The organism is Selenomonas sp. AE3005, assembly GCF_000686945.1.
Classification (GTDB): Bacteria; Bacillota; Negativicutes; order Selenomonadales; family Selenomonadaceae; genus Selenomonas_A.
The window spans coordinates 111,360-129,646 of sequence record NZ_KK366041.1 but is presented as its reverse complement, the minus strand read 5'-3'; the positions used below and the strand labels follow the sequence as shown (position 1 = coordinate 129,646).

The 18,287-nt window shown below is 43.5% G+C and carries 16 protein-coding genes and 1 pseudogene; 2 read left to right on the top strand and 15 right to left on the bottom strand.

The features are described 5' to 3' along the window. Positions 1 to 80: 80 nt before the first annotated feature. The 8 genes and pseudogenes from DL94_RS15040 to DL94_RS0113635 form a co-directional block, all read right to left on the bottom strand. Complete coding sequence (locus DL94_RS15040; protein ID WP_051586479.1) at positions 81 to 875, bottom strand: ATPase domain-containing protein; 795 nt, start codon at positions 873 to 875, stop codon at positions 81 to 83. Further along, positions 856 to 1,065 (bottom strand): hypothetical protein, encoded by a 210-nt coding sequence (locus DL94_RS0113665; protein ID WP_028130642.1) that lies wholly within the window; start codon positions 1,063 to 1,065, stop codon positions 856 to 858. The genes DL94_RS15040 and DL94_RS0113665 overlap by 20 nt, the downstream gene beginning before the upstream one ends. A gap of 962 nt (positions 1,066 to 2,027) precedes the next feature. Next, the gene (locus tag DL94_RS0113660; RefSeq protein ID WP_156031912.1) at positions 2,028 to 2,585 is read right to left on the bottom strand and encodes a hypothetical protein; all 558 of its coding nucleotides are present in this window, start codon (positions 2,583 to 2,585) and stop codon (positions 2,028 to 2,030) included. A gap of 203 nt (positions 2,586 to 2,788) precedes the next feature. After that, entirely contained in the window at positions 2,789 to 3,718 is a 930-nt protein-coding gene (locus DL94_RS0113655; RefSeq protein WP_028130640.1) for a helix-turn-helix domain-containing protein, read from the bottom strand. Between the two features lie 191 nt (positions 3,719 to 3,909). After that, on the bottom strand, positions 3,910 to 4,719 hold the full coding sequence (locus DL94_RS0113650; RefSeq protein WP_028130639.1) for a hypothetical protein: 810 nt from the start codon (positions 4,717 to 4,719) through the stop codon (positions 3,910 to 3,912). Between the two features lie 145 nt (positions 4,720 to 4,864). Then, positions 4,865 to 5,740, bottom strand: a complete 876-nt coding sequence (locus tag DL94_RS0113645; RefSeq protein ID WP_028130638.1) for an LAGLIDADG family homing endonuclease — start codon at positions 5,738 to 5,740, stop codon at positions 4,865 to 4,867. A 661-nt stretch (positions 5,741 to 6,401) separates the two neighbouring features. Next, positions 6,402 to 6,608, bottom strand: a pseudogene (locus tag DL94_RS16495) (transposase); the annotation flags it as partial. Between the two features lie 118 nt (positions 6,609 to 6,726). Then, complete coding sequence (locus DL94_RS0113635) at positions 6,727 to 6,942, bottom strand: hypothetical protein (RefSeq protein ID WP_156031906.1); 216 nt, start codon at positions 6,940 to 6,942, stop codon at positions 6,727 to 6,729. Positions 6,943 to 7,084: 142 nt separating this feature from the next. On the opposite strand from DL94_RS0113635, the gene DL94_RS15035 reads away from it, so the two are divergent. After that, complete coding sequence (locus DL94_RS15035) at positions 7,085 to 8,089, top strand: tyrosine-type recombinase/integrase (protein WP_051586478.1); 1,005 nt, start codon at positions 7,085 to 7,087, stop codon at positions 8,087 to 8,089. 298 nt (positions 8,090 to 8,387) lie between these two features. On the opposite strand, the gene DL94_RS0113625 is transcribed toward DL94_RS15035, so the two are convergent. The 4 genes from DL94_RS0113625 to DL94_RS0113610 all read right to left on the bottom strand — a co-directional run bounded on the left by DL94_RS0113625 (position 8,388) and on the right by DL94_RS0113610 (position 13,465). Beyond that, a complete protein-coding gene (locus tag DL94_RS0113625) occupies positions 8,388 to 9,434 on the bottom strand; it encodes a Gfo/Idh/MocA family oxidoreductase (protein WP_028130635.1) in 1,047 nt (348 codons plus the stop codon). 21 nt (positions 9,435 to 9,455) lie between these two features. Next, positions 9,456 to 10,211 carry a DeoR/GlpR family DNA-binding transcription regulator gene (locus tag DL94_RS0113620; RefSeq protein WP_028130634.1) on the bottom strand — a complete coding sequence of 252 codons (756 nt, stop codon included), beginning with the start codon at positions 10,209 to 10,211 and terminating at the stop codon, positions 9,456 to 9,458. A 102-nt stretch (positions 10,212 to 10,313) separates the two neighbouring features. After that, positions 10,314 to 10,991 carry a fructose-6-phosphate aldolase gene (locus DL94_RS0113615; protein WP_028130633.1) on the bottom strand — a complete coding sequence of 226 codons (678 nt, stop codon included), beginning with the start codon at positions 10,989 to 10,991 and terminating at the stop codon, positions 10,314 to 10,316. A 59-nt stretch (positions 10,992 to 11,050) separates the two neighbouring features. Beyond that, positions 11,051 to 13,465 carry a glycyl radical protein gene (locus DL94_RS0113610; protein ID WP_028130632.1) on the bottom strand — a complete coding sequence of 805 codons (2,415 nt, stop codon included), beginning with the start codon at positions 13,463 to 13,465 and terminating at the stop codon, positions 11,051 to 11,053. A 203-nt stretch (positions 13,466 to 13,668) separates the two neighbouring features. Between DL94_RS0113610 and DL94_RS0113605 the strand changes: the two genes are divergently transcribed. Continuing rightward, a complete protein-coding gene (locus DL94_RS0113605; RefSeq protein ID WP_028130631.1) occupies positions 13,669 to 14,595 on the top strand; it encodes a glycyl-radical enzyme activating protein in 927 nt (308 codons plus the stop codon). 76 nt (positions 14,596 to 14,671) lie between these two features. Here the strand turns inward: DL94_RS0113605 and DL94_RS0113600 are convergent, their stop codons facing one another. From DL94_RS0113600 to DL94_RS0113590, 3 genes are read right to left on the bottom strand one after another with little or no spacing between them, the layout of a single operon-like run. Then, positions 14,672 to 15,082: an ATP-binding protein gene (locus DL94_RS0113600; protein WP_028130630.1), complete on the bottom strand. Its 411-nt coding sequence runs from the start codon at positions 15,080 to 15,082 to the stop codon at positions 14,672 to 14,674. Next, the gene (locus DL94_RS15475; RefSeq protein ID WP_051586477.1) at positions 15,075 to 17,264 is read right to left on the bottom strand and encodes a SpoIIE family protein phosphatase; all 2,190 of its coding nucleotides are present in this window, start codon (positions 17,262 to 17,264) and stop codon (positions 15,075 to 15,077) included. Before DL94_RS15475 ends, DL94_RS0113600 begins: the two co-directional genes overlap by 8 nt. After that, a complete protein-coding gene (locus DL94_RS0113590; protein ID WP_028130629.1) occupies positions 17,257 to 18,285 on the bottom strand; it encodes a GNAT family N-acetyltransferase in 1,029 nt (342 codons plus the stop codon). The genes DL94_RS15475 and DL94_RS0113590 overlap by 8 nt, the downstream gene beginning before the upstream one ends. Positions 18,286 to 18,287: the final 2 nt, after the last annotated feature.

Here is an 18,287-nt window from a genome sequence, read left to right as displayed (position 1 = left end):
ATAAAATACGACATTAATATCTTCTCTAAAACCACGTTTTCTAATATAGAAAATATGGTTTTAGAGAGCTTAAAGCTTTTCTACACCTCTAGTTCTGATAATTCAAACTCTGCTTTCTTGAACGGTGAAAATGTATCGTTTTTGACTGTCAAAGCTTTTATGTAGTCCACTCCGTTTTTTTTGGTTTTATTAACTTCTATTCTGACACTTAAATAGCTCTTGAAACCGTTTCCACCGATACTGTCATGGTCATTCACATAGCCCGTTTTTCTATTACGATTAATGAAGATGATCGTACACCCCGTCGCTTTCGCTCGCCCCACTAGCTTTTTCAATGCCCAATTCATGAGTTGAGCTCGCTTCGTGTTTAGCGTTTCATAATCACGACTGTTTAGCGCCTCTATTGGAACAAGAGCTTCGACAGAATCTATTACAATTAAGTCAATATAGCTGTTAATTAATTCTTCGACCATTTTAAACGCAATTTCACCGTCGGGTGGGGTACGAACATCTAAGTTATCTCTGTCAACACCAATTTTTTCAGCATTGAAGGGATCAAAAGTATGTTCAACGTTGATAAGATTGCACCTCTTCCCAATACCTTGCGCAGCATCAATGTAGGCACATTTTTTACCTCTTGCTTGTGCTGCAGCGATACATTGATATGCAATTTCCACCTTTCCGCAATCCTTATCACCAAAAAATTCCACAAAACGACCAATAGGCAGGCCACCGTCAAGGATACGATCTAATTCAATAATTCCGGTAGACATTCTTGGCAATGGTTTAGATCCTTTTGAGCTTTTTATAGAAAGCTCTGGAATTTCTTTAACAAGTTCTTCAAAACTAGCTCTTTTATTTTCGTTCGATTTCATAGAAATCATTCCTTTCTTTGAATATCAGAAATGTCTTCAAGGCGACAAGGAGTTCAGCTTCTTCTGCTCTGGAAACGGCCTGAATCCAAACATGGTCAGGAAATAGAAGCAGGAATTCCTGCAAAATGCCTATCTCGCCTTTGGCACAGACTATGAGCGTACGACTGTTCACTATCTTATCTTTATTCATTGTACCATAACCCGTTCACACTTGCAAGCGGGTTCAACAGAAATTATGTTCTCGCTTTAGAGATTATGTTCCCTTTTATTGTTTCTTAGTATTTAATATTTAATAGTACAGGTTCCATCCCCTCAAACCACCATGTGTAATGTTTAATAGTGGTTCGGTCATTTCAGGATGTGCCTCTGGCCTGCAGCACCTATACCTACATTTCAGGCGTCCTTACTTTGCTTTCGATTCCTGGTGTCTCCTCCAGCAAGTGATTTCATTGTAAGCAAACGTCGTTGGGTAAGTGATGTCTGTCCTTTTGTAACCGTTAAGACCTTCACTCTCACCGGCTTCCACAGATTTCAGCGATATCATCGGTCTTGAACTAGTTTGTACATGTTCGTCTTCCATTTCTCTAAATAGATTACCTGGAAGTGTCTGTTGTATTTCTCCGCAATGCATATCATGCAGACCTCGCCAGGTAAGAACGTATTCTTTCCGCCTATTTGCCACATTTACTTTGAACCGTTTAGCGTATTCATTGGCTTAAGCCTGTCTGGCACCTTCCCGATGGATCACGTTGGAATATGATTTCTGTACATTTGACTAGATGTTTGCTGCACCTTTCTTTCTGATTCCACCTCTGATGGAACACCTTGATGTTCAGCTTTGCCTTTCCCACTACTAGGACTGTCTACGGACTAATACACCGTGCACACAAAAAAGCGGCCATATTTGCAGTACGGCCGCCTTTGGACTATGGTTTTTGAAGAGCTTAATGAAAGCCTGCAATGTATGCAACCAGCACAAGCTTATCACTTTCTTCCATTATATATATGGTATCATATTATATTTCTCTCACTGATAGTTCGATTTGATGTGGGTATTGCCCGTAATCGATACCACCTTTCGCTTCAACTCAAGACCGCTTGCTTGTATAGGTCTCGCTTAGTCGTCAAAACATCATATTCAACTCTAAAAGATCACTTATTTCTTTCTCCTCCTCGTGCACGGAGATAATTAAGAATAAAATCCTTGACTTCAACAGGAATACTTGCTTTTGTCAAACTCAACTTACCAACTTGGTAGACCATCCGGAGCATGATTGACAATTCTTCATTACGCTGTCTTGTTGAGTATACTGGCTTCGGTTTCTCTTCACCTTTTGTCACCATATGAAGCTCATAGTCTATTGCATGCGTACCAATGTTCTTTATCTTTGCGATGTATATATCGTTAGCATCATCAATAGCAGTATGTATGCAGACATCACATGATTCAGATTCCCCCAACTCGCCAATTATAGGTGCATAGAAAAAAAATCCGGATTCACAACCGAAATTATCCATTTTTTCTTTTTCTAAGACATGAGCAGACCGTCCTAAATCGGGGTACAATTCATTTAGAGAGTCGGCAGCATCTACTTCCCATTTAATTTTCCCCTGCCTCGTACTATCTAAAAGTTTACGTAGAAACTTCTTAATAACAATTTCTGAATTGTCCAACGGAACCATTTTTGCTCCCAGGATAACATCTAACAAGATGTGTTCGCTCCTATCGTAACAACAAATTTTTGATGCCACCTCAATTGAAAGCGCGGCATTTTGAGACTTATTGGACAGCCGAGAGATATACCCGTGGCTTATACCTACTTTTTTTTCAAAAGTGCCAATCCTAACTTTAAGACGTCTCCGAACTTCACTGATATTATCTACAAATCGACGATTATGATATATGTCTTGCATTAATCATCCCCACCCTTCTCGAAATCTTCCATACAACCATCGATATCTATTTCAACAGTATCATCATCATTCTCTCCGATGAAAGAATTTAAAGAAGCTAAGACATCCTCGCTCACAATCTTTCTACCAAGAGCTTTCTTCACCTCATCTACCAGGATATTAAACAAATCTAATAAAGAATCATCCATCCACAATGTGTAAGCGAGTTCGTACTCTTTCCCCCCTGGAGGAGTTAAGGTTAAACTATACTGCATTTCACAGGACTTGTCTTTATCTCTGCCACCAATAATGGTTACTATGCCAGCATTGATTTCGGCAAAATATACCTCATCAGTTGTAAAACTATATATTCCTTGTGGAATATATGCATAGTACTCATCTTCAATATTTCCTTCTGAAATACACTCGCTAAGTTCGCTAAACTCGCGAGGCGGATCACCATTCTCAAGCTGGTGTTTACCTTCATATTTATATCCTTCATAGTACTCCCTTAAACCATATCTCCAATTAATAACTTTCCCCCGTGTGTCTTCAATGATCTGAGCAATTAACTCTTTCAGTATCACATTGTCGTCTGCATTTTCTGTATAAGATAAATCTACGAGTACCAGATCATCAACAGGGATATCCAAAAAAGCTGCTACCGACATAATCAAATCAACTTTTGGAATTGCCTTCGAGCTTTCAAGTAATGAAAGCTCTCCCCGATGTAATCCAATTCCGTCTTCTACATCTTCAATGCTTACTCCACGTCGCTTTACTAAGCAACGTATATTTCTCATCATTCTTGCCAAATCATAAGTTATTTCTTGAAGATGTTCTTCATGACTAGAAGGTCTAATATAGGCAGATGATTTATAATCATCCGAAGATAGTGTATCAGACTTTTCCCCTTTGATATGACAGCCGTTCAGTTTACTTTTGTCCATCCTATAACATCCTTTCATAATCATCTATTGTTATTAGCTATTTTATTACTACTGAGAATACACGTCAATACTATATCCAGTTAATGATTTTATAATTAGAATATTACCCTGTAAACGCTCTCGTCGAAACATCCTATTCTCGAAACAGTAGTTTACTGCCAGCGTTCAGATTCCCTTAATCATAATAATTATCAATAAGCCTTTAAAGTCTCAAAATAATCCGGTATTATATCATCATCTTTACAATAGTCGACATAATCACTGAGACGAGGCCTAGCGCAAATATAGTACTCTGAGCGAGGTTTGAAAGATTTATCGTGAACAAAACTATCATAATCCCTCATAAATTCTGTGATAATAGTACTATTTTGTTCAATCACATTATTAACTGCAGTATTGCTAGAATAACTCTGCAAGTTATCAAGCTTCAAACTGTTCATGTTCATTATTGTTTCATCAAGGATATGTGATGCAATTCCATGATAAGGTTGACTAAAAAGTGGCCAATTTTCATCAAAGTTGAGTTCAAATATTATTTCTTTAATCCAGCCGTCTTGAGTGTATTCATGCCTGTTTATTGATACAGCATTCTTCATGTAATAGTCATTCAGGACTTTTATACACTTATTATCTGCAATACTTTTTACAATATAATCATTAGCAAGCGTTTTAAGCCAGATAATTACATAATCACTTAAATCATCTTCCAGTGAAATATATCTGGGCAAATCACTTTCTTTGAAAGGATTATCATCCCGACGCTTTAGTGACCGGCAAATATCTCGAATACCAACTTGTGGATTGCTAAGCATCTGCTCGTCATCCGCACTCTGAGTACTATACATGTGCAAATTCCAATCTAGAAAGAAATTATCTTTCTTTTCACACAAAAAAGCAATTGCTGCTGCCAAACGAATATAATTATCACACTTACATTTAAGTTTATCAGCATTCTTCTGGAATTCCATTTCAAATTCTTCTTTAGTATACTCTTTTACCATGATAAAAACCGCCTTTCTTTATCACTTAGAGAAAACAATACACATTTATAATGAGGCCGAATAGTTTCAATCTAATCGAATATATCAATTAGATTATACAAAATGAGGAAAATTATATAGCCCCAACACGGGAAGGGGATTTATGCTATCTGGACTCTTGATCTTGATTGCATAAACATACATAGCGGTCATACTTATGTGTCAAATAAACAGTAGCATCATTATAAAGTAAGTCTAAGAAATTTTTTACTTGTATATTCCCACCAAAGTCAAGTGTTCGAACTATCTGACCATGCTTTCTTTGATAATATCTTTTAATTTTAGCTACACCATTTTCTTCGATAAACTCTTTTATATAATCTAACAGTTCTGGCGTCCCCGTGATTTTTATCCGATAAAAAATAAGAGGTGACTCTGCATTGGAATACTTCTTAGCTTTACTCTTTGTTTGTGTTACACCTCCATCTCCGTCGTAATAGCCTCTAATAAAATGTGACTTTAAATCAGATTCGATGTTAGGCCCCTTCAAAATATTGCTTTTATGGGGAAAACATCCTTGTTTTACTAAATCATTGTACATTTTGGAGCTAGTTAACATAATTCGACTATATTCAGTACCTATTTTATAGCCACCTGTTGTTTTATAATCGTGAATAATATGGTCGCTGTTGATGGCACGCTTGAATTTTTCAATATGATCTCTATCTTTTTTACCTAGGGATAAACCTATCCTTTTACTATATTTATCACTTGTTAGATAGCCATCTGCATAAAAAAATCCCAGCCAATATGCTTTTTCTTCTGAATCAATTGTTTCAAAGAAATCTTCATTATAATGATGCTTTTTAGGAATTTCTTGAACGCTTCTGTTTAAACCTTTTCGTTTTAAAAATCGATGAATTGTAGTTCCATGCACACCCACAATTTCAGATATATACCAAACTCCATGTCCTTTTTTATATAAATCAATCACCAAATTTTGTTTTTCAGCGGGTATACATGTACTTCCTTTTCTAGGCACTTAAATCACTCCAATTTTTATGCTATTGATTATTTGGATCTGAATATTTTCTTGTAGGATTCCAATCTAGTTGAACTTATCAATTCACAACCATTCCAACGTGGAACTTTGGCAGCTCATTCATGGAGATATTTATAACCGTCTCTATTGTTCTGTATTCCGGATGCGTTGTCCCATATGTGGCCCCCCATATACAGCCACATTCCATTCAAGGCTGACGTCATCACATAACCAAGGATATTGAAGCATACATATGCAAGCTGCTGGAAAATGGAACCCACACCAACCAATCTATAGCCAGGGTGACCGGTGTTAACCGGGTCATAGTCAAGGATATTGACATTGCCAGGCTGAAGAAGAACGAAATTCCGTTCACCTATATGTATATAGTTCACATTTATTGTCATAATCATATCATAACTTCAATATCGAGTCAAGCCGAAATCGGATTCACATCTAATAATCACTTCACGATATATACTCTTGGTGTTCAGCTATGCTTTTCAAAATACTAAGGCAGACTATGGACTTTCACCGATTGAATACTCCCATGCCTGGAACACTACAATTATTGCCCCCCGGCTGAGCCGGTGGTTTTTCATTAACGGTCTGTAAGGCCTCAAGAATACTGGCTGCGCTTCATTGCGCATTTAGGGTACGGCTACTTCTTGCTACCTGTAAACGAGTACTCAAAGCTCAACGTCAACTGCTCTGACAATTCATTCTCCTTCATCTGCTCTTGTATGTACGTCGCAATCTTCTTCTCATTCTTGCCTGATGTGTCTACAAAATACCCCCTACACCAAAACTATCTTTTTCTGTACTTATACTTCATGATACCCCACTTATCATATATCATGAGGCTACTGAAAAAAAAATACGCCTCTTAGTGTAGAGCCCCCCATAAGTTAGATTCCTTGGTCTAACTTATGGGGGGCTCTACACAATAGGCGCATTTTTTTTACATTTTAATTAGACACCACTATTTATAGATTTCCAGTAAGAATAAATTCACGCAAAAGCTTACTTGATAGTATCTTAACCATAGGCACAGGAATTACTTTACCTTCTCTTTCCGCTAAAAATTTCTTAGCCTTGGCCTTATCCAAGGTTTCCAGCAGGTCATCAAAACGGCCAAACTCATTTATATCCGTCTCGGTTGGTGCAGTCTTTAATATGTCACGCAACTTCTTTTCATCCACGCCCAAGCCATTGACCACCAGAGCTATATGCTCGTTCTTTTCCTAAAAACCACAGTAAAATATAAAAAGAAACATTCCCACCATCTTTTTCATTGCAATTGATATTACCATAATTATCTGATAACTCAGAGGTGAGGATTCCATGTCTGATACTAATTTGACTATATCAACCAGTTCTATATCGCAAACTTTAGATGTCCAACAGATTACCCCGGAATATTTCATCCTGCACTATGCTGAATTTATTCGCCGGGTTATTGCCAAGGGAAATCCCTCCGATGATACCATGAGGCATTACTGCAACCAGATTGACTTTTTCATCCGTTGGTGTATATCTCATGAACGCAATCCGTTAGCACTTAATGAGTACCAACTTATCATGTATCGGGAATTTCTCTTGAACAGGCAGTACAAGCCGGACAGCATTCAGGTTATGCTCGTCGCTGTAAAAGCCTTTTATGCTGCTGCAAAGAAAGTCGGTCTTATAAAGCTAAACCCAGCTGCAGATTTAGAAACACCATCTATCGGCAGCAACAGTGAGGCACTGTTACATTACTACACGCCTCAGCAGATGAATGAAATCGTACATGTTTTTGATGAAGACACGAATCTTTTTACACGATATCGGAACACGCTTATCCTGTACCTAATGGGCGTTGAGGGATTGCGCAACATAGAGGTGCACCGCGCCTGCGTGGAAGATATCAACTGGGATGCCCGGGCGATTATGATTCGCGGTAAAGGTGCCAAGGGAAGATTGGAGCCTATATATCCATGCGATGAAACCTTTGATATTCTGGAAGAATACCTGCAGGCTATTCCTACTGACCGGAAAATAAAAAAAGACGGCGTTCTCACGCCGCTGATACTTTCTTCATCTAATAGGAATCTCATGGGGCGTATTTCCCGTAATGGGATTCGCTCCATTATGAACAAGGCTCTGACTGCCTGCGATTTGAAGCATCCCGGTTACTCCTGCCATGTTTTCCGGCACAGCTGCGGCACGAATTTGTACAAAGAAACCAAGGATTTGCGACTGGTACAGGATACGCTCCGCCACCGTGATCCTAAAGTTACAGCCCGGTACGCCCATGTTGCAGACCGGCTATCAAAAAGATATACCTCCAAGCTGGTACCACATGACTAATAGTATATTTTTAATCAGCCTCATGCTTTATATTTAATTATGAATCATGAGGCTAAACCAGCTCTTTGTCAGGTTCATAGCCTTGTTGCACATCAATGCCTTGCATCAGCGAGGAAGGTGGGCAGCCTGCATAATTTTGCTAAAGGTACGCACACTGCAAATTGTTCATGTCAATGACCCGGTATATTCAATATGATAAAGGCGATCCACTGACTCAAAAGAGACAGTGAATCGCCTTTGTCGAACACGTTTCCGGCACTTCATATTTAATTATAAACCATATTTACGTTTATTATAGCTAGTTTTGGTTCATTAATTCCTGCCCGGCATTTTCCAGTATACGCATCTGTTCCATAGTCTGTTCTTCCGTGACCAGTCGCGGTGCGCCCTGCATGATTGTGGCATAAAGCGCATCGTAATAACGGCCATAATCGCCGCGCTCGCTGGGCACTTTTTCTTCATGGTAAACGCCGTCTTCATCATAGTATATCAGCGTTCCGTAGTTCTCCGGCATATCCAGCCCAAAATCATCATGCCCTTCCGGCAGATAGAATTTTTTGAGGTCAGCTTCCTGTCTATCCTGTTCCTGCTTAATGAACACACCGCGCCGTCCATATATTTCAAAACTGGGACGGGCCTTGGCCCGGAAGTAACTGGATTTTACAGAAACTTTAAGATTGGGATACAGCAGATCTAAATCAAAATAATCATTCATGCGCCCCTTGCCCAAAAGCTGACGTACTTCATAGTGGCAATCCTGCGGCTGTCCCAGCCAGGAAAGCACCTGGTCAACCGTGTGACAGGCATGGGTATAAAGAAAAGCATTTTCCCGGCGGTATGACGTTTCCTGTTCCGGCACATAAGCACGGTAATAATCATAATGCATGTTGATTTCGTAGACTTCACCTAAAACGCCTGAGGCCATTACCTTTTGCGCCGTCAAAAAGTCACTGTCAAAACGGCGGTTTTGGTAGCACTGCACTATTAAGCCTTTTTCCCTGGCCAGGTCAAACAACCGTGCCGCATCGTCTATACTGGTAGCAAAAGGTTTCTCCACCACGCAATGCTTACCGGCAGACAGCACCTTATAAGCCATCTCATAGTGAGCAGCCGCCGGTGTGGTAATAATGACCACATCTATCTCCGGGTCACTTAACAGCTTAGCCAAATCATCTGTATAGCTGACACCAGGGAGTCTTGCCCAGCCGTTGTCCCGCAGCGTACGTTGGTAAATCGTTTTCACCTTGATTTTATCCTGACGTGTCAGGATAAAGGGCAGGTGATAGCGGTTGGTACTTTTACCATTACCGATAAAACCCAATACTAATTTTTTCTGACCTGACATGATGTGATGTCCCCCATTCGTTTAGGCATGAAATGATACAGTATGAATCTGAATGTCTTTTTTCTGCAGTTTATCTTTCATATCAGCTGGTATTTGATCATCCGTATACACAGCAGTAATGTCTTTATACGGCAGCAAAGCCACTACTCCCAACTGCGAAAATTTTTCTGATTCTGTAAGCACTATAACCTGCTTGGCACTACTGGCCATACTGCGAACCGCCTCTGCCCGCATCAGGTTTGTGGACATAATCCCGGCATCACTAAAGCCATCTGTGCCGACAAAAAATTTACTCACAAAAAACTCCTCCGCACATTTGCGGACCAGGGGACCGACCATAACCTGCGAGTCGACCTGAAAGTCTCCCCCCAGCAATATAACGCGGGCATTGGGCTTGTTACGCACAAATGTAGCAATGAACACAGAATTGGTAATGATGGTAATATCCTTGCGCTGCGTCAGCAAGGCCTCTGCAAATAAGGCACATGTAGAACCAGATTCTATCATAACTGTTTCGCCGTCATTTACTGCACTGACAGCCTCCATGGCAATACGGCGTTTTATATCATAATGAATGGACATGCGGTTGCCTACATCTTCACTTTCAGTCAGCACCGCATAGCCGTGTTCACGTTTTAAAAAGCCTTTTGCCTCCAGCCGGGAGAGGTCTTTACGCATCGTCACTTCAGAAACAGCAAGCGTTTCGGCCAGTTCCGTCACCGTGGCCTTCTTCTTCTGCGTCATAATATCTAATATCTTTGCATGTCTGGCGTGCATCCTGCTTCATCCTTTGCTTTTTCTTTTCATTATAACATAGATACCATCGAGACAAAAGAAATCATTTTCGTTCGAAACCTTTATAATTCACCCATACTGCGGTCAGCAATCTTTCATCGTCTTTCCAGCGCCGACAAGTTTTTCAAAATCGGCAATGAAATCATCTACCGCTGAAGTAATTGCCTGATTCTTTACCAACCCAAAGATAACATCCGGCGAAACAGTAGCTGCGCCTACACCATATTCACAGAGTTCCAAAAGCTGCTGCGAGTTCTTGAAACTGGCGGCCAGCACTTCTGTTTTCAAATCATTGTTACGGAAGATATCATGAATATGGCGCGCCACCTGAATGCCGTTATAGCCCATATTATCTATACGGTTGATGTAGGGTGCCGCGTAAGCTGCGCCTGATTTTGCTGCCAGGAATGCCTGCATGGGCGTATAAATAGCTGTAGCCGTAATGTTCACACCTTCATTGTGCAGGAGTTTCATCGCCTTGAAACCTTCCTGTACCGAGGGAATTTTCACATAGGTATTTTCCCCCAGTTCCTTTCTGATGCGATGCGCATCCTCCACCATGCCCTCTGCCGTCCGGGCAATGACCTGTACATGCAGTTCGGCTTCTGCCCCGATGAATTCACGAATTTCCTTCAGCACATCATAAGGCTGACGGCCGCTCTTAGCCAGTATGGTGGGATTAGTCGTCACACCATCTACCGGGTAAAATTCATAGATTTTCTTAATCTGGTCAATGTGGGCATCGTCAATAATAAGTTTCATGATATGTTCCTCCCTATGCTTATACAAATGCTTAGCAATAATTACATTTTGCCTGATAATCAGATGGCCTGCTCTGTCCGGCCGATGATATCATCCTGCGTTGCTTTTGACAGTACGTTAAAGAAAGCACTATAACCTGCCACGCGAACGATAAGGTCTTTATGCTTTTCCGGATGAGCCTGCGCATCCAGCAAGGTTTCCCGCGAAACAATGTTATACTGCACATGGTAACCATGCAGGCGGTTGAAGAAGGCAGCAATAAGCATTTCCAACTTTTGCTTATTTTCTTCCTTGGCCAGCACCTGCGGTGTCATCTTTTGATTAAGCAGGACCCCACCTGTAATCTTCTCCGTAGGCAGCTTAGCCACCGATTTGAATACAGCGGTTGGCCCGTTCTTGTCAGCGCTGTGGGCAGGTGAGCAGCCTTCCGCCAACGGTTCATGCGCATGACGGCCATCGGGCGTTGCCATTGTCCCCATACCCTGACCGACATTGGCCGAAATTGATGATGTACCGCCATAACGAATACCGCCGATAGGGCCGCGCTGGTATCGCGTGTTCGGATACTTCTTAATTTCGTCCAAATATGAATCATAAGCATCTACGACCAGTTGGTCTACATAATCATCATCATTACCATATTTCGGCGCATCATTAACCAACATCTCCTGAATACGCCGACTTTCCGGCGAACGGAAATCATCCAGAATAGCCTCCCAAAGCTGCGCCGCCGTTATCTTCTTTTCCTCAAAGACCAGCTTTTTGATTGCCGCCAGAGAATCCGCCATATTGGCAATACCTACCTGCAAACCGGAAATGAAATCATAAACCGCGCCGCCTTCCTTGATGGTCTTGCCACGGCCAATGCAATCATCAGTAAGCGTTGAACAGAGAATATCCGGCACATCACGCTCGGAGGCCTTGTCAATGGCATTTTCCACGATGACGCTGTAACGGGTCATTTCACGTACTGTTTTGTCCCAAGCCGACAGCAGCTCATCATAAGATTTCATGTCCTTAAAATAGCCATAGCCTTTGGTGAACCTTCTGCCACTGGTCATATCTACGCCATCATTCATGGCGCAGAGCAGCACCCGGGGGAAGTTGATATAGCTCATCCCTGTGCAACGGTATCCCCACTTGCCCGGCACAGCTGTTTCGACACAGCCAATAGCACTGTAGTTGTAGGCGTCCTCTTCCTTTACGCCCCATTTGATAAACGAAGGAATAATAATTTCATCATTATTCAGTGCCGGCATCCCGAACCCCAGTTTCATAACTTCTACACATTCATCAAAAAACCTCTTATTGAGATGCTTATGATAACGCACTGTAAGGTTGGGCTGCGTCAATCTTGTCTGCGCTACGGATTGCAAAACCAAAAAGGAAAGGTCATTAACGGCATCCTGTTTATCCGTGGTCTGGCCGCCTATCGTGACATTCTGATACATGGGGCTGCCAGCCGAACTCAAGGTATGGGCCTGCGAGCGAATCTTATTCACGGTCAGCGTCTTAATCCACAGACAGGTCAAGAGCTCCAAGGCCTCCGGTTTCGTAATTGTCCCTTTTTCCATATCCTGCTTGTAATAGGGGAACATATATTGGTCAAAGCGCCCATAAGACAGGGAATGTCCATTAGATTCAATCTGGAGAATCAGTTGAATGAACCAGACTGCCTGCACCGCCTCACGGAAACTTTCCGCCGATTCATAAGGAACCTTAGCACAGATTCTAGCCATTTCCTCCAGCTCTGCCTTGCGCTTTGCCTCCTGTTCCTTAGCAGCAAGCTCCTTTGCCAGTTTCGCGTAACGAGCAGCAAACTTACGAACGGCATCAATTACAATGAGCACGGCTTTGTAAAAGACGTATTTATCAACACTGGCTGGGTCAGTAAGGTCAAGCGCTGCCTTTAAATCCCGCGTGCGCTGTTCATAGCCGGACAGTCCTTCAGCGAGCATCTTGCCATAATTTACAGCTAAATGCGCGTCCCCGGCGTTCAGCTTGCCTTCCATTCCGAAGACGCCTGTTTCCATGAAAACACTGACTTCATCCGGCAGGAGCGCCTCCCCTTTGGCCCGGAGGTTGTTGTTCTCCCAGAATGGTGCAATGGCGCGCAGCTGTTCCTTCGTTTCCTCCGTGATATAGAAAACATCGCCATCACGTTTCTCAAACTTGTCCAGCTCATCCATGACAAATTTCATCGTGTATTCCGGGAAAATTGGCGCATTGCAGTTTTTCGTGGCCTGATTGCCTGCCAGTAATGTCTTGTCTTCTATATAAATGGTCATGTTTTCCAAAACATTAGCCAGCATAAGAGCACGTTTCATTACATTCGGCTGGTTTTGATGTTTTTTGTATGTTTCGGTAACCAGCATTGCCCGTTCAGCATCAATATAAGGCTTTTCATCCAGCACCTCTTCACGAAATGCCTGCATCCGTTCCGTCAATGCACCAAAATGTTTCGTGTTTTCCATAGCAGCCCTTCCTTTCGTTGATTATATTTATATTTTCGTTTGTAGCTATATTTTATTTCATAGTTGCTTATATGTCAACGAATATTTTCATTCGATTATCGTTTATTTTCGTAACGAAATATTTCCATTTACAAATTTTCACCTCCATGCTACAATGCTTCTAAAGAAACAAGTATACGGGAATAAACGGAGGTGTCTTTATAATGAAGAAAAACACCGCAGCCGGGATGATTTTCAACATTCAAAAATTCAGCATAAATGACGGGCCGGGAATTCGTACAGTGGTTTTCTTTAAAGGCTGCCCCCTTAAATGTTCTTGGTGCGCCAATCCCGAAAGCCAGGAGCCACAAAGAGAAATCATCTGGGACAGCCAAAAATGCAGCGGCTGTCATACCTGCCTGAAAAACTGCCCTCACTCAGCAATAACCGCAACGGCAAGCTGTATTGCCATTGACTCACACCGCTGCTCTGAGGGCAATTCCTGTGCCTCCTGCCAAATCTGTATAGAAAAATGTCCCTCTCGCGCTTTAAAAGCCGAGGGGGACATAAAAACCGTTGATGAAGTTATGCGCATCGTCATGCAGGACGAACCATTCTATGAAGAAAGCGGCGGCGGCGTGACACTTTCCGGCGGAGAGGCCGCCATGCAGCCAGATTTTGCCCTGGCCTTGCTAAAAGCGCTGCAGGAAAAGCATATCCATACAGCCATGGAAACCACCGGTTTTGCCTCCCCAGCTGCATTTGCCAAACTTCTCCCCTATCTTGACCTGCTATTATTTGACATCAAACATTGGGATAACCAAAAGCATATAGAAGGAACCGGCGTATCCAATGCAGTGATACTAAAAAATATGAAAACCGCCATCGAGCAGGGAAAAAATGTCCTGCCACGCCTCCCCGTCATCCCCGGCTATAACGACAGCCTTGCCGATGCCGAAGGATTCGTCCAGCGTCTCCAGGAAACTGGTGCCCGGCGCGTGCAGCTGTTGCCCTTCCACCAATTTGGCGAGAATAAATACCACCTGCTCAGAAAGGAATATGCCTTCGCTCATACTCCGGCTCTTCATCCGGAAGATTTAGCAGCCTTTCAACATGTATTTATACAGCACGGAATAGACGCTTTCTTTTAAATGCAAGTCTGCCATGTTTTCCGGCTCAGCTGCAGCACAAAGATGTGCAAAGAAACCAAGAATTTACGACTGGTGCCTAAAAATTCTTAAGGATGCTCAGGATATTCTTACCCTCCTTATACTCATAATGTATAGCATCCACATTCTTTTTGACGAGGAAAATCCCCAGCCCGCCAATGTTTCGCTCTTCCATGGATACATTAACATTGGGGTCCATACGGGCGAGAGGATCATACGGTTTCCCCTTGTCCATAAAGATCAATTCCATCCCTGAAGGGTCCTCGATGATTCGGCCGCGTATGATGGTTTCACCTTCCTCACCTTCATACGCATAGCTGGCAATATTCACAAAAATTTCCTCTACCACCAGCTCAATTTGCATTTGCGTTTTCGGGGAACAGTCCATATCTGCCAAAAGGCATTCAATGAATTCATTGACTACAGGCAGCTTTTCTACCTTAGCCGCCGTAACTAGTTCCTTATACATCTTCCCCCTCCTTTGTCATATCGCCATAATACGACAAGGTCAGCATGGTAATATCATCAGACTGCGCCGCCGTTCCCACATGCAACGCCAGAGATTTTTGCACCACTGCTAAAAGTTCCTGCAAATTCAGTTTATCTGCCCCAGCAGCATCCAGAGCATTTATCAGCCGCTCCTCGCCATACATTTCATCGGCTTCATTCAAAGCCTCTGTCACGCCATCGGTATAGAGGAATAACTTATCGCCCGGCTCCAAAGTCAGGTCCTGACCTTTGAATACCAGTTCATCCATTCCTCCCAGAACAAAATTGCGTTTCACCTCCATATAGGAGAACTTTTTGTCCTTGGCCCGATAGACCAAAGGAGGATTATGTCCCGCATTGACATAGGTCAAATGCCCCGTCTTGATGTTCAAGAGCCCCACAAAGGCGGTGACAAACATCATGGCATCATTGTTCTGGCAGAGCTGGTCATTCGTGCAGGACACCAACGGTGCCAAATCCTTGCTGCCGCTCATGGTAAGGGCGAAGTTCTTCAGGATAGTCTTAGCTATCACCATGAAGAGCGCGGCCGGCACCCCTTTGCCGGACACATCGGCAATCGTAATCATGACATGATTATCATCTACCATATAGAAATCATAAAAATCGCCGCCTACTTCTTTGGCCGGATGCATGCTGGCATAAATGTCAAACTCCTTTTTCTCCGGGAAAGGTGGGAAAATACGTGGCAGCATGCTTTCCTGAATATTGGTCGCCACACTGAGCTCCGTGGAGATTCGCTCTTTATCCGCCGTGACCTGTGCCAGATTCTTCATCTGATTCTGCAATTCATCGGTCATGGCATTAAAGCAGACCGCCAAATGCTCAATCTCATTGCCCGTATTGATGGAAAGTTTCTTCTCCAGATTGCCACTAGCGATTTCTCGCACGCCATCAGCCAGCTCATGAATAGGGCTGACAAAACGCTCTGCCACCCGGCTGCTGACAAAAGGCACAGCCAGCAGGAACAAAGCTGCCAGCGACAGCACAGCCAACAGCGTCTGCCATATGGACTGGTTCAGAACATCGATAAAGTCTGCCGTAGTCTTCTCAATCACTTCTGCATTGGCCTTAACCGGGCGGTTGACCTCTTCCGCCTCCATGACAATGCCATAGCTGGCATCCATTTCCTTCACAGGCGCATAAGCCAAATAGCAGGGCACACCGTCAATTATTACCTCACTAAGGCCGGTCTCGCCAGCTGTCATATGGCGGGCAATATCAGCCAGTGTATCCTCAGCCTCAAACAAGCTCTTCCCTTCCGGCCCCTCGGCCTTTAGCACACCGCTCTCTTTAGCCGAGAAGATAATCTGCCCCTGCTTTCCCATCAAAAAGCCATAACCGGTCTCGCCCAGACGGGTGCCCTCGATGACATCGCTGACCTGTGTCAGGAACATGCCCATACCTACAACACCAGCTACTTCTCCCCGCTCGTCATAATACGGGGCCGCGCAGGTTATGCCCAAATTCCCGCTGTATAAATCATGGAACACGCGGGAAAAAATCATCTTCTTTTGGGTGGCTGCATCTTGATACCATGGACGAGTCCTGAAGTCAATAGCAAAGGGCACCGCCTCACCATCTTTGAATTTCTTGTCCGAACGATCATCTACGGTAATGCCGAAACCGCTGGCTGAGGCCACATAAGCCGAGGCCACTGCTGCCTGACTGTCGTTTACCTGAAACAGCCAGTCCTGCAGATTAGCTGTAAGGCCAATTTCTCGCTGCAAAGCCGCGCTGCCTTTTTCCGCATTGGGCGCATACTGCAACTGGGCTGTTAATTGCCCTGCCCGGCTGCGATCAGGTTCGTATACATGGCGCAGGGCATAGTTCCCCGGATTCTGCCGAATATTCGTCATTTCCTGTGACAGCATGGTCACGTTCTGACCTATATTTGCGAATATCAGCTCGATCTGCTTGCCGCGGTTAGCCAGCATACGCCTCAAATCGCCTTTCAGGTCCTCGCGGAGAACTTCACTGCTGTTCTTCGCCGCAGACTGCCCAATACTCTGTCCGATCTGAACTGCACTGGAGCGGATGTTTACCATGCCATAAAGGGCAATCCCTCCCACTAGAACCAGTGTCACCAGAATACACAAAAGCAACAGCATCAAGGTTTGCTTTTTTATCCCCGTTTTAACCATAAGAATTTCCCCTGTTCTCATAACACGTTGCGACATACTCCCGCAAATATTCACCAGCTTCAGCAATAGACAGTGCAGCAAAATCTATCGGTACCCCGCAAGGATTATGCAGTACCATGATTTCCCGCTGTCCGGAAATAGGGCGCCAGCCGGCAAAGAAATATCCCAGCTGCCGCAGCTCCTGATATGCCGCCACCGCCCGCTCATCGCTCACATTCAAAAAAACGTTGAAGGTTTGGTTTTGCCCTTGATATTCAGATTCAATGGCGGCGATGCATTCTGCTAAATCCAAACCGCATTCCTCTACCCAGATGGTACAGCTTGCCTGCCCAACATCGTTTTCCACCCGGCAATGACTTTCCCCATACAGTGGGACAAAATCACTATCAATAGCTACCGCTACGCCTAAAGAGTCATAAACCCGCCTAGCTATGCTCTCATGCTCAGCTAGCACATAGATTGTTCCTGCATCTTCTTTTTCCTGCCGTCTGACGATGATGATATGATGATGCTTCCTATTTCCATCACGGACATAGGAATGGGAGATATTTTGTATAGCCAACACAGAAAGCAAAAAGCCACAGGGCATAAAGCCCAGCTGGCCCATTGCCCGTTGCGATATATCGTGATAGGTAACAGAAAAACCATAACCCGCTGAAATCCCCGGCATGACCGCCATTTTGTCCAGCATCATCCGAAACAGGACCTTCATGATGCCAAAGCGGCGGTATGCCTTCAGCACCACTCCGGTTATCCACTCGCACATGGTATCGTAGGGAGGATTCAGTTTCAGCCCTAAAGCTGCTACAATCTTTCCCTCTGCTTCAGCCAACAGAAAATAAAAAGTCCCCTCTTCCACGCCGCTCACAATAAAGTCGGGATCATAGAAATCAGGTTTCAAATAAGTGCTGTCATATTCGTCCCGAATACAGGCAATAAGCCCTGGTGCATCAGCGATGCGAAATTCGCGATACACCACCTGCAGCTGCTGTCCATCACGCTCAGCTATCTTACATTCCATAC

Coding starts and splice junctions, on each gene's coding strand:
- DL94_RS15040 (WP_051586479.1), bottom strand. CDS start 875: ATGAAATCGAACGAAAATAAAAGAGCTAGTTTTGAAGAACTTGTTAAA.
- DL94_RS0113665 (WP_028130642.1), bottom strand. CDS start 1,065: ATGAATAAAGATAAGATAGTGAACAGTCGTACGCTCATAGTCTGTGCC.
- DL94_RS0113655 (WP_028130640.1), bottom strand. CDS start 3,718: ATGGACAAAAGTAAACTGAACGGCTGTCATATCAAAGGGGAAAAGTCT.
- DL94_RS0113650 (WP_028130639.1), bottom strand. CDS start 4,719: ATGGTAAAAGAGTATACTAAAGAAGAATTTGAAATGGAATTCCAGAAG.
- DL94_RS15035 (WP_051586478.1), top strand. CDS start 7,085: ATGTCTGATACTAATTTGACTATATCAACCAGTTCTATATCGCAAACT.
- DL94_RS0113625 (WP_028130635.1), bottom strand. CDS start 9,434: ATGTCAGGTCAGAAAAAATTAGTATTGGGTTTTATCGGTAATGGTAAA.
- DL94_RS0113620 (WP_028130634.1), bottom strand. CDS start 10,211: ATGCACGCCAGACATGCAAAGATATTAGATATTATGACGCAGAAGAAG.
- DL94_RS0113615 (WP_028130633.1), bottom strand. CDS start 10,991: ATGAAACTTATTATTGACGATGCCCACATTGACCAGATTAAGAAAATC.
- DL94_RS0113610 (WP_028130632.1), bottom strand. CDS start 13,465: ATGGAAAACACGAAACATTTTGGTGCATTGACGGAACGGATGCAGGCA.
- DL94_RS0113605 (WP_028130631.1), top strand. CDS start 13,669: ATGAAGAAAAACACCGCAGCCGGGATGATTTTCAACATTCAAAAATTC.
- DL94_RS0113600 (WP_028130630.1), bottom strand. CDS start 15,082: ATGTATAAGGAACTAGTTACGGCGGCTAAGGTAGAAAAGCTGCCTGTA.
- DL94_RS15475 (WP_051586477.1), bottom strand. CDS start 17,264: ATGGTTAAAACGGGGATAAAAAAGCAAACCTTGATGCTGTTGCTTTTG.
- DL94_RS0113590 (WP_028130629.1), bottom strand. CDS start 18,285: ATGGAATGTAAGATAGCTGAGCGTGATGGACAGCAGCTGCAGGTGGTG.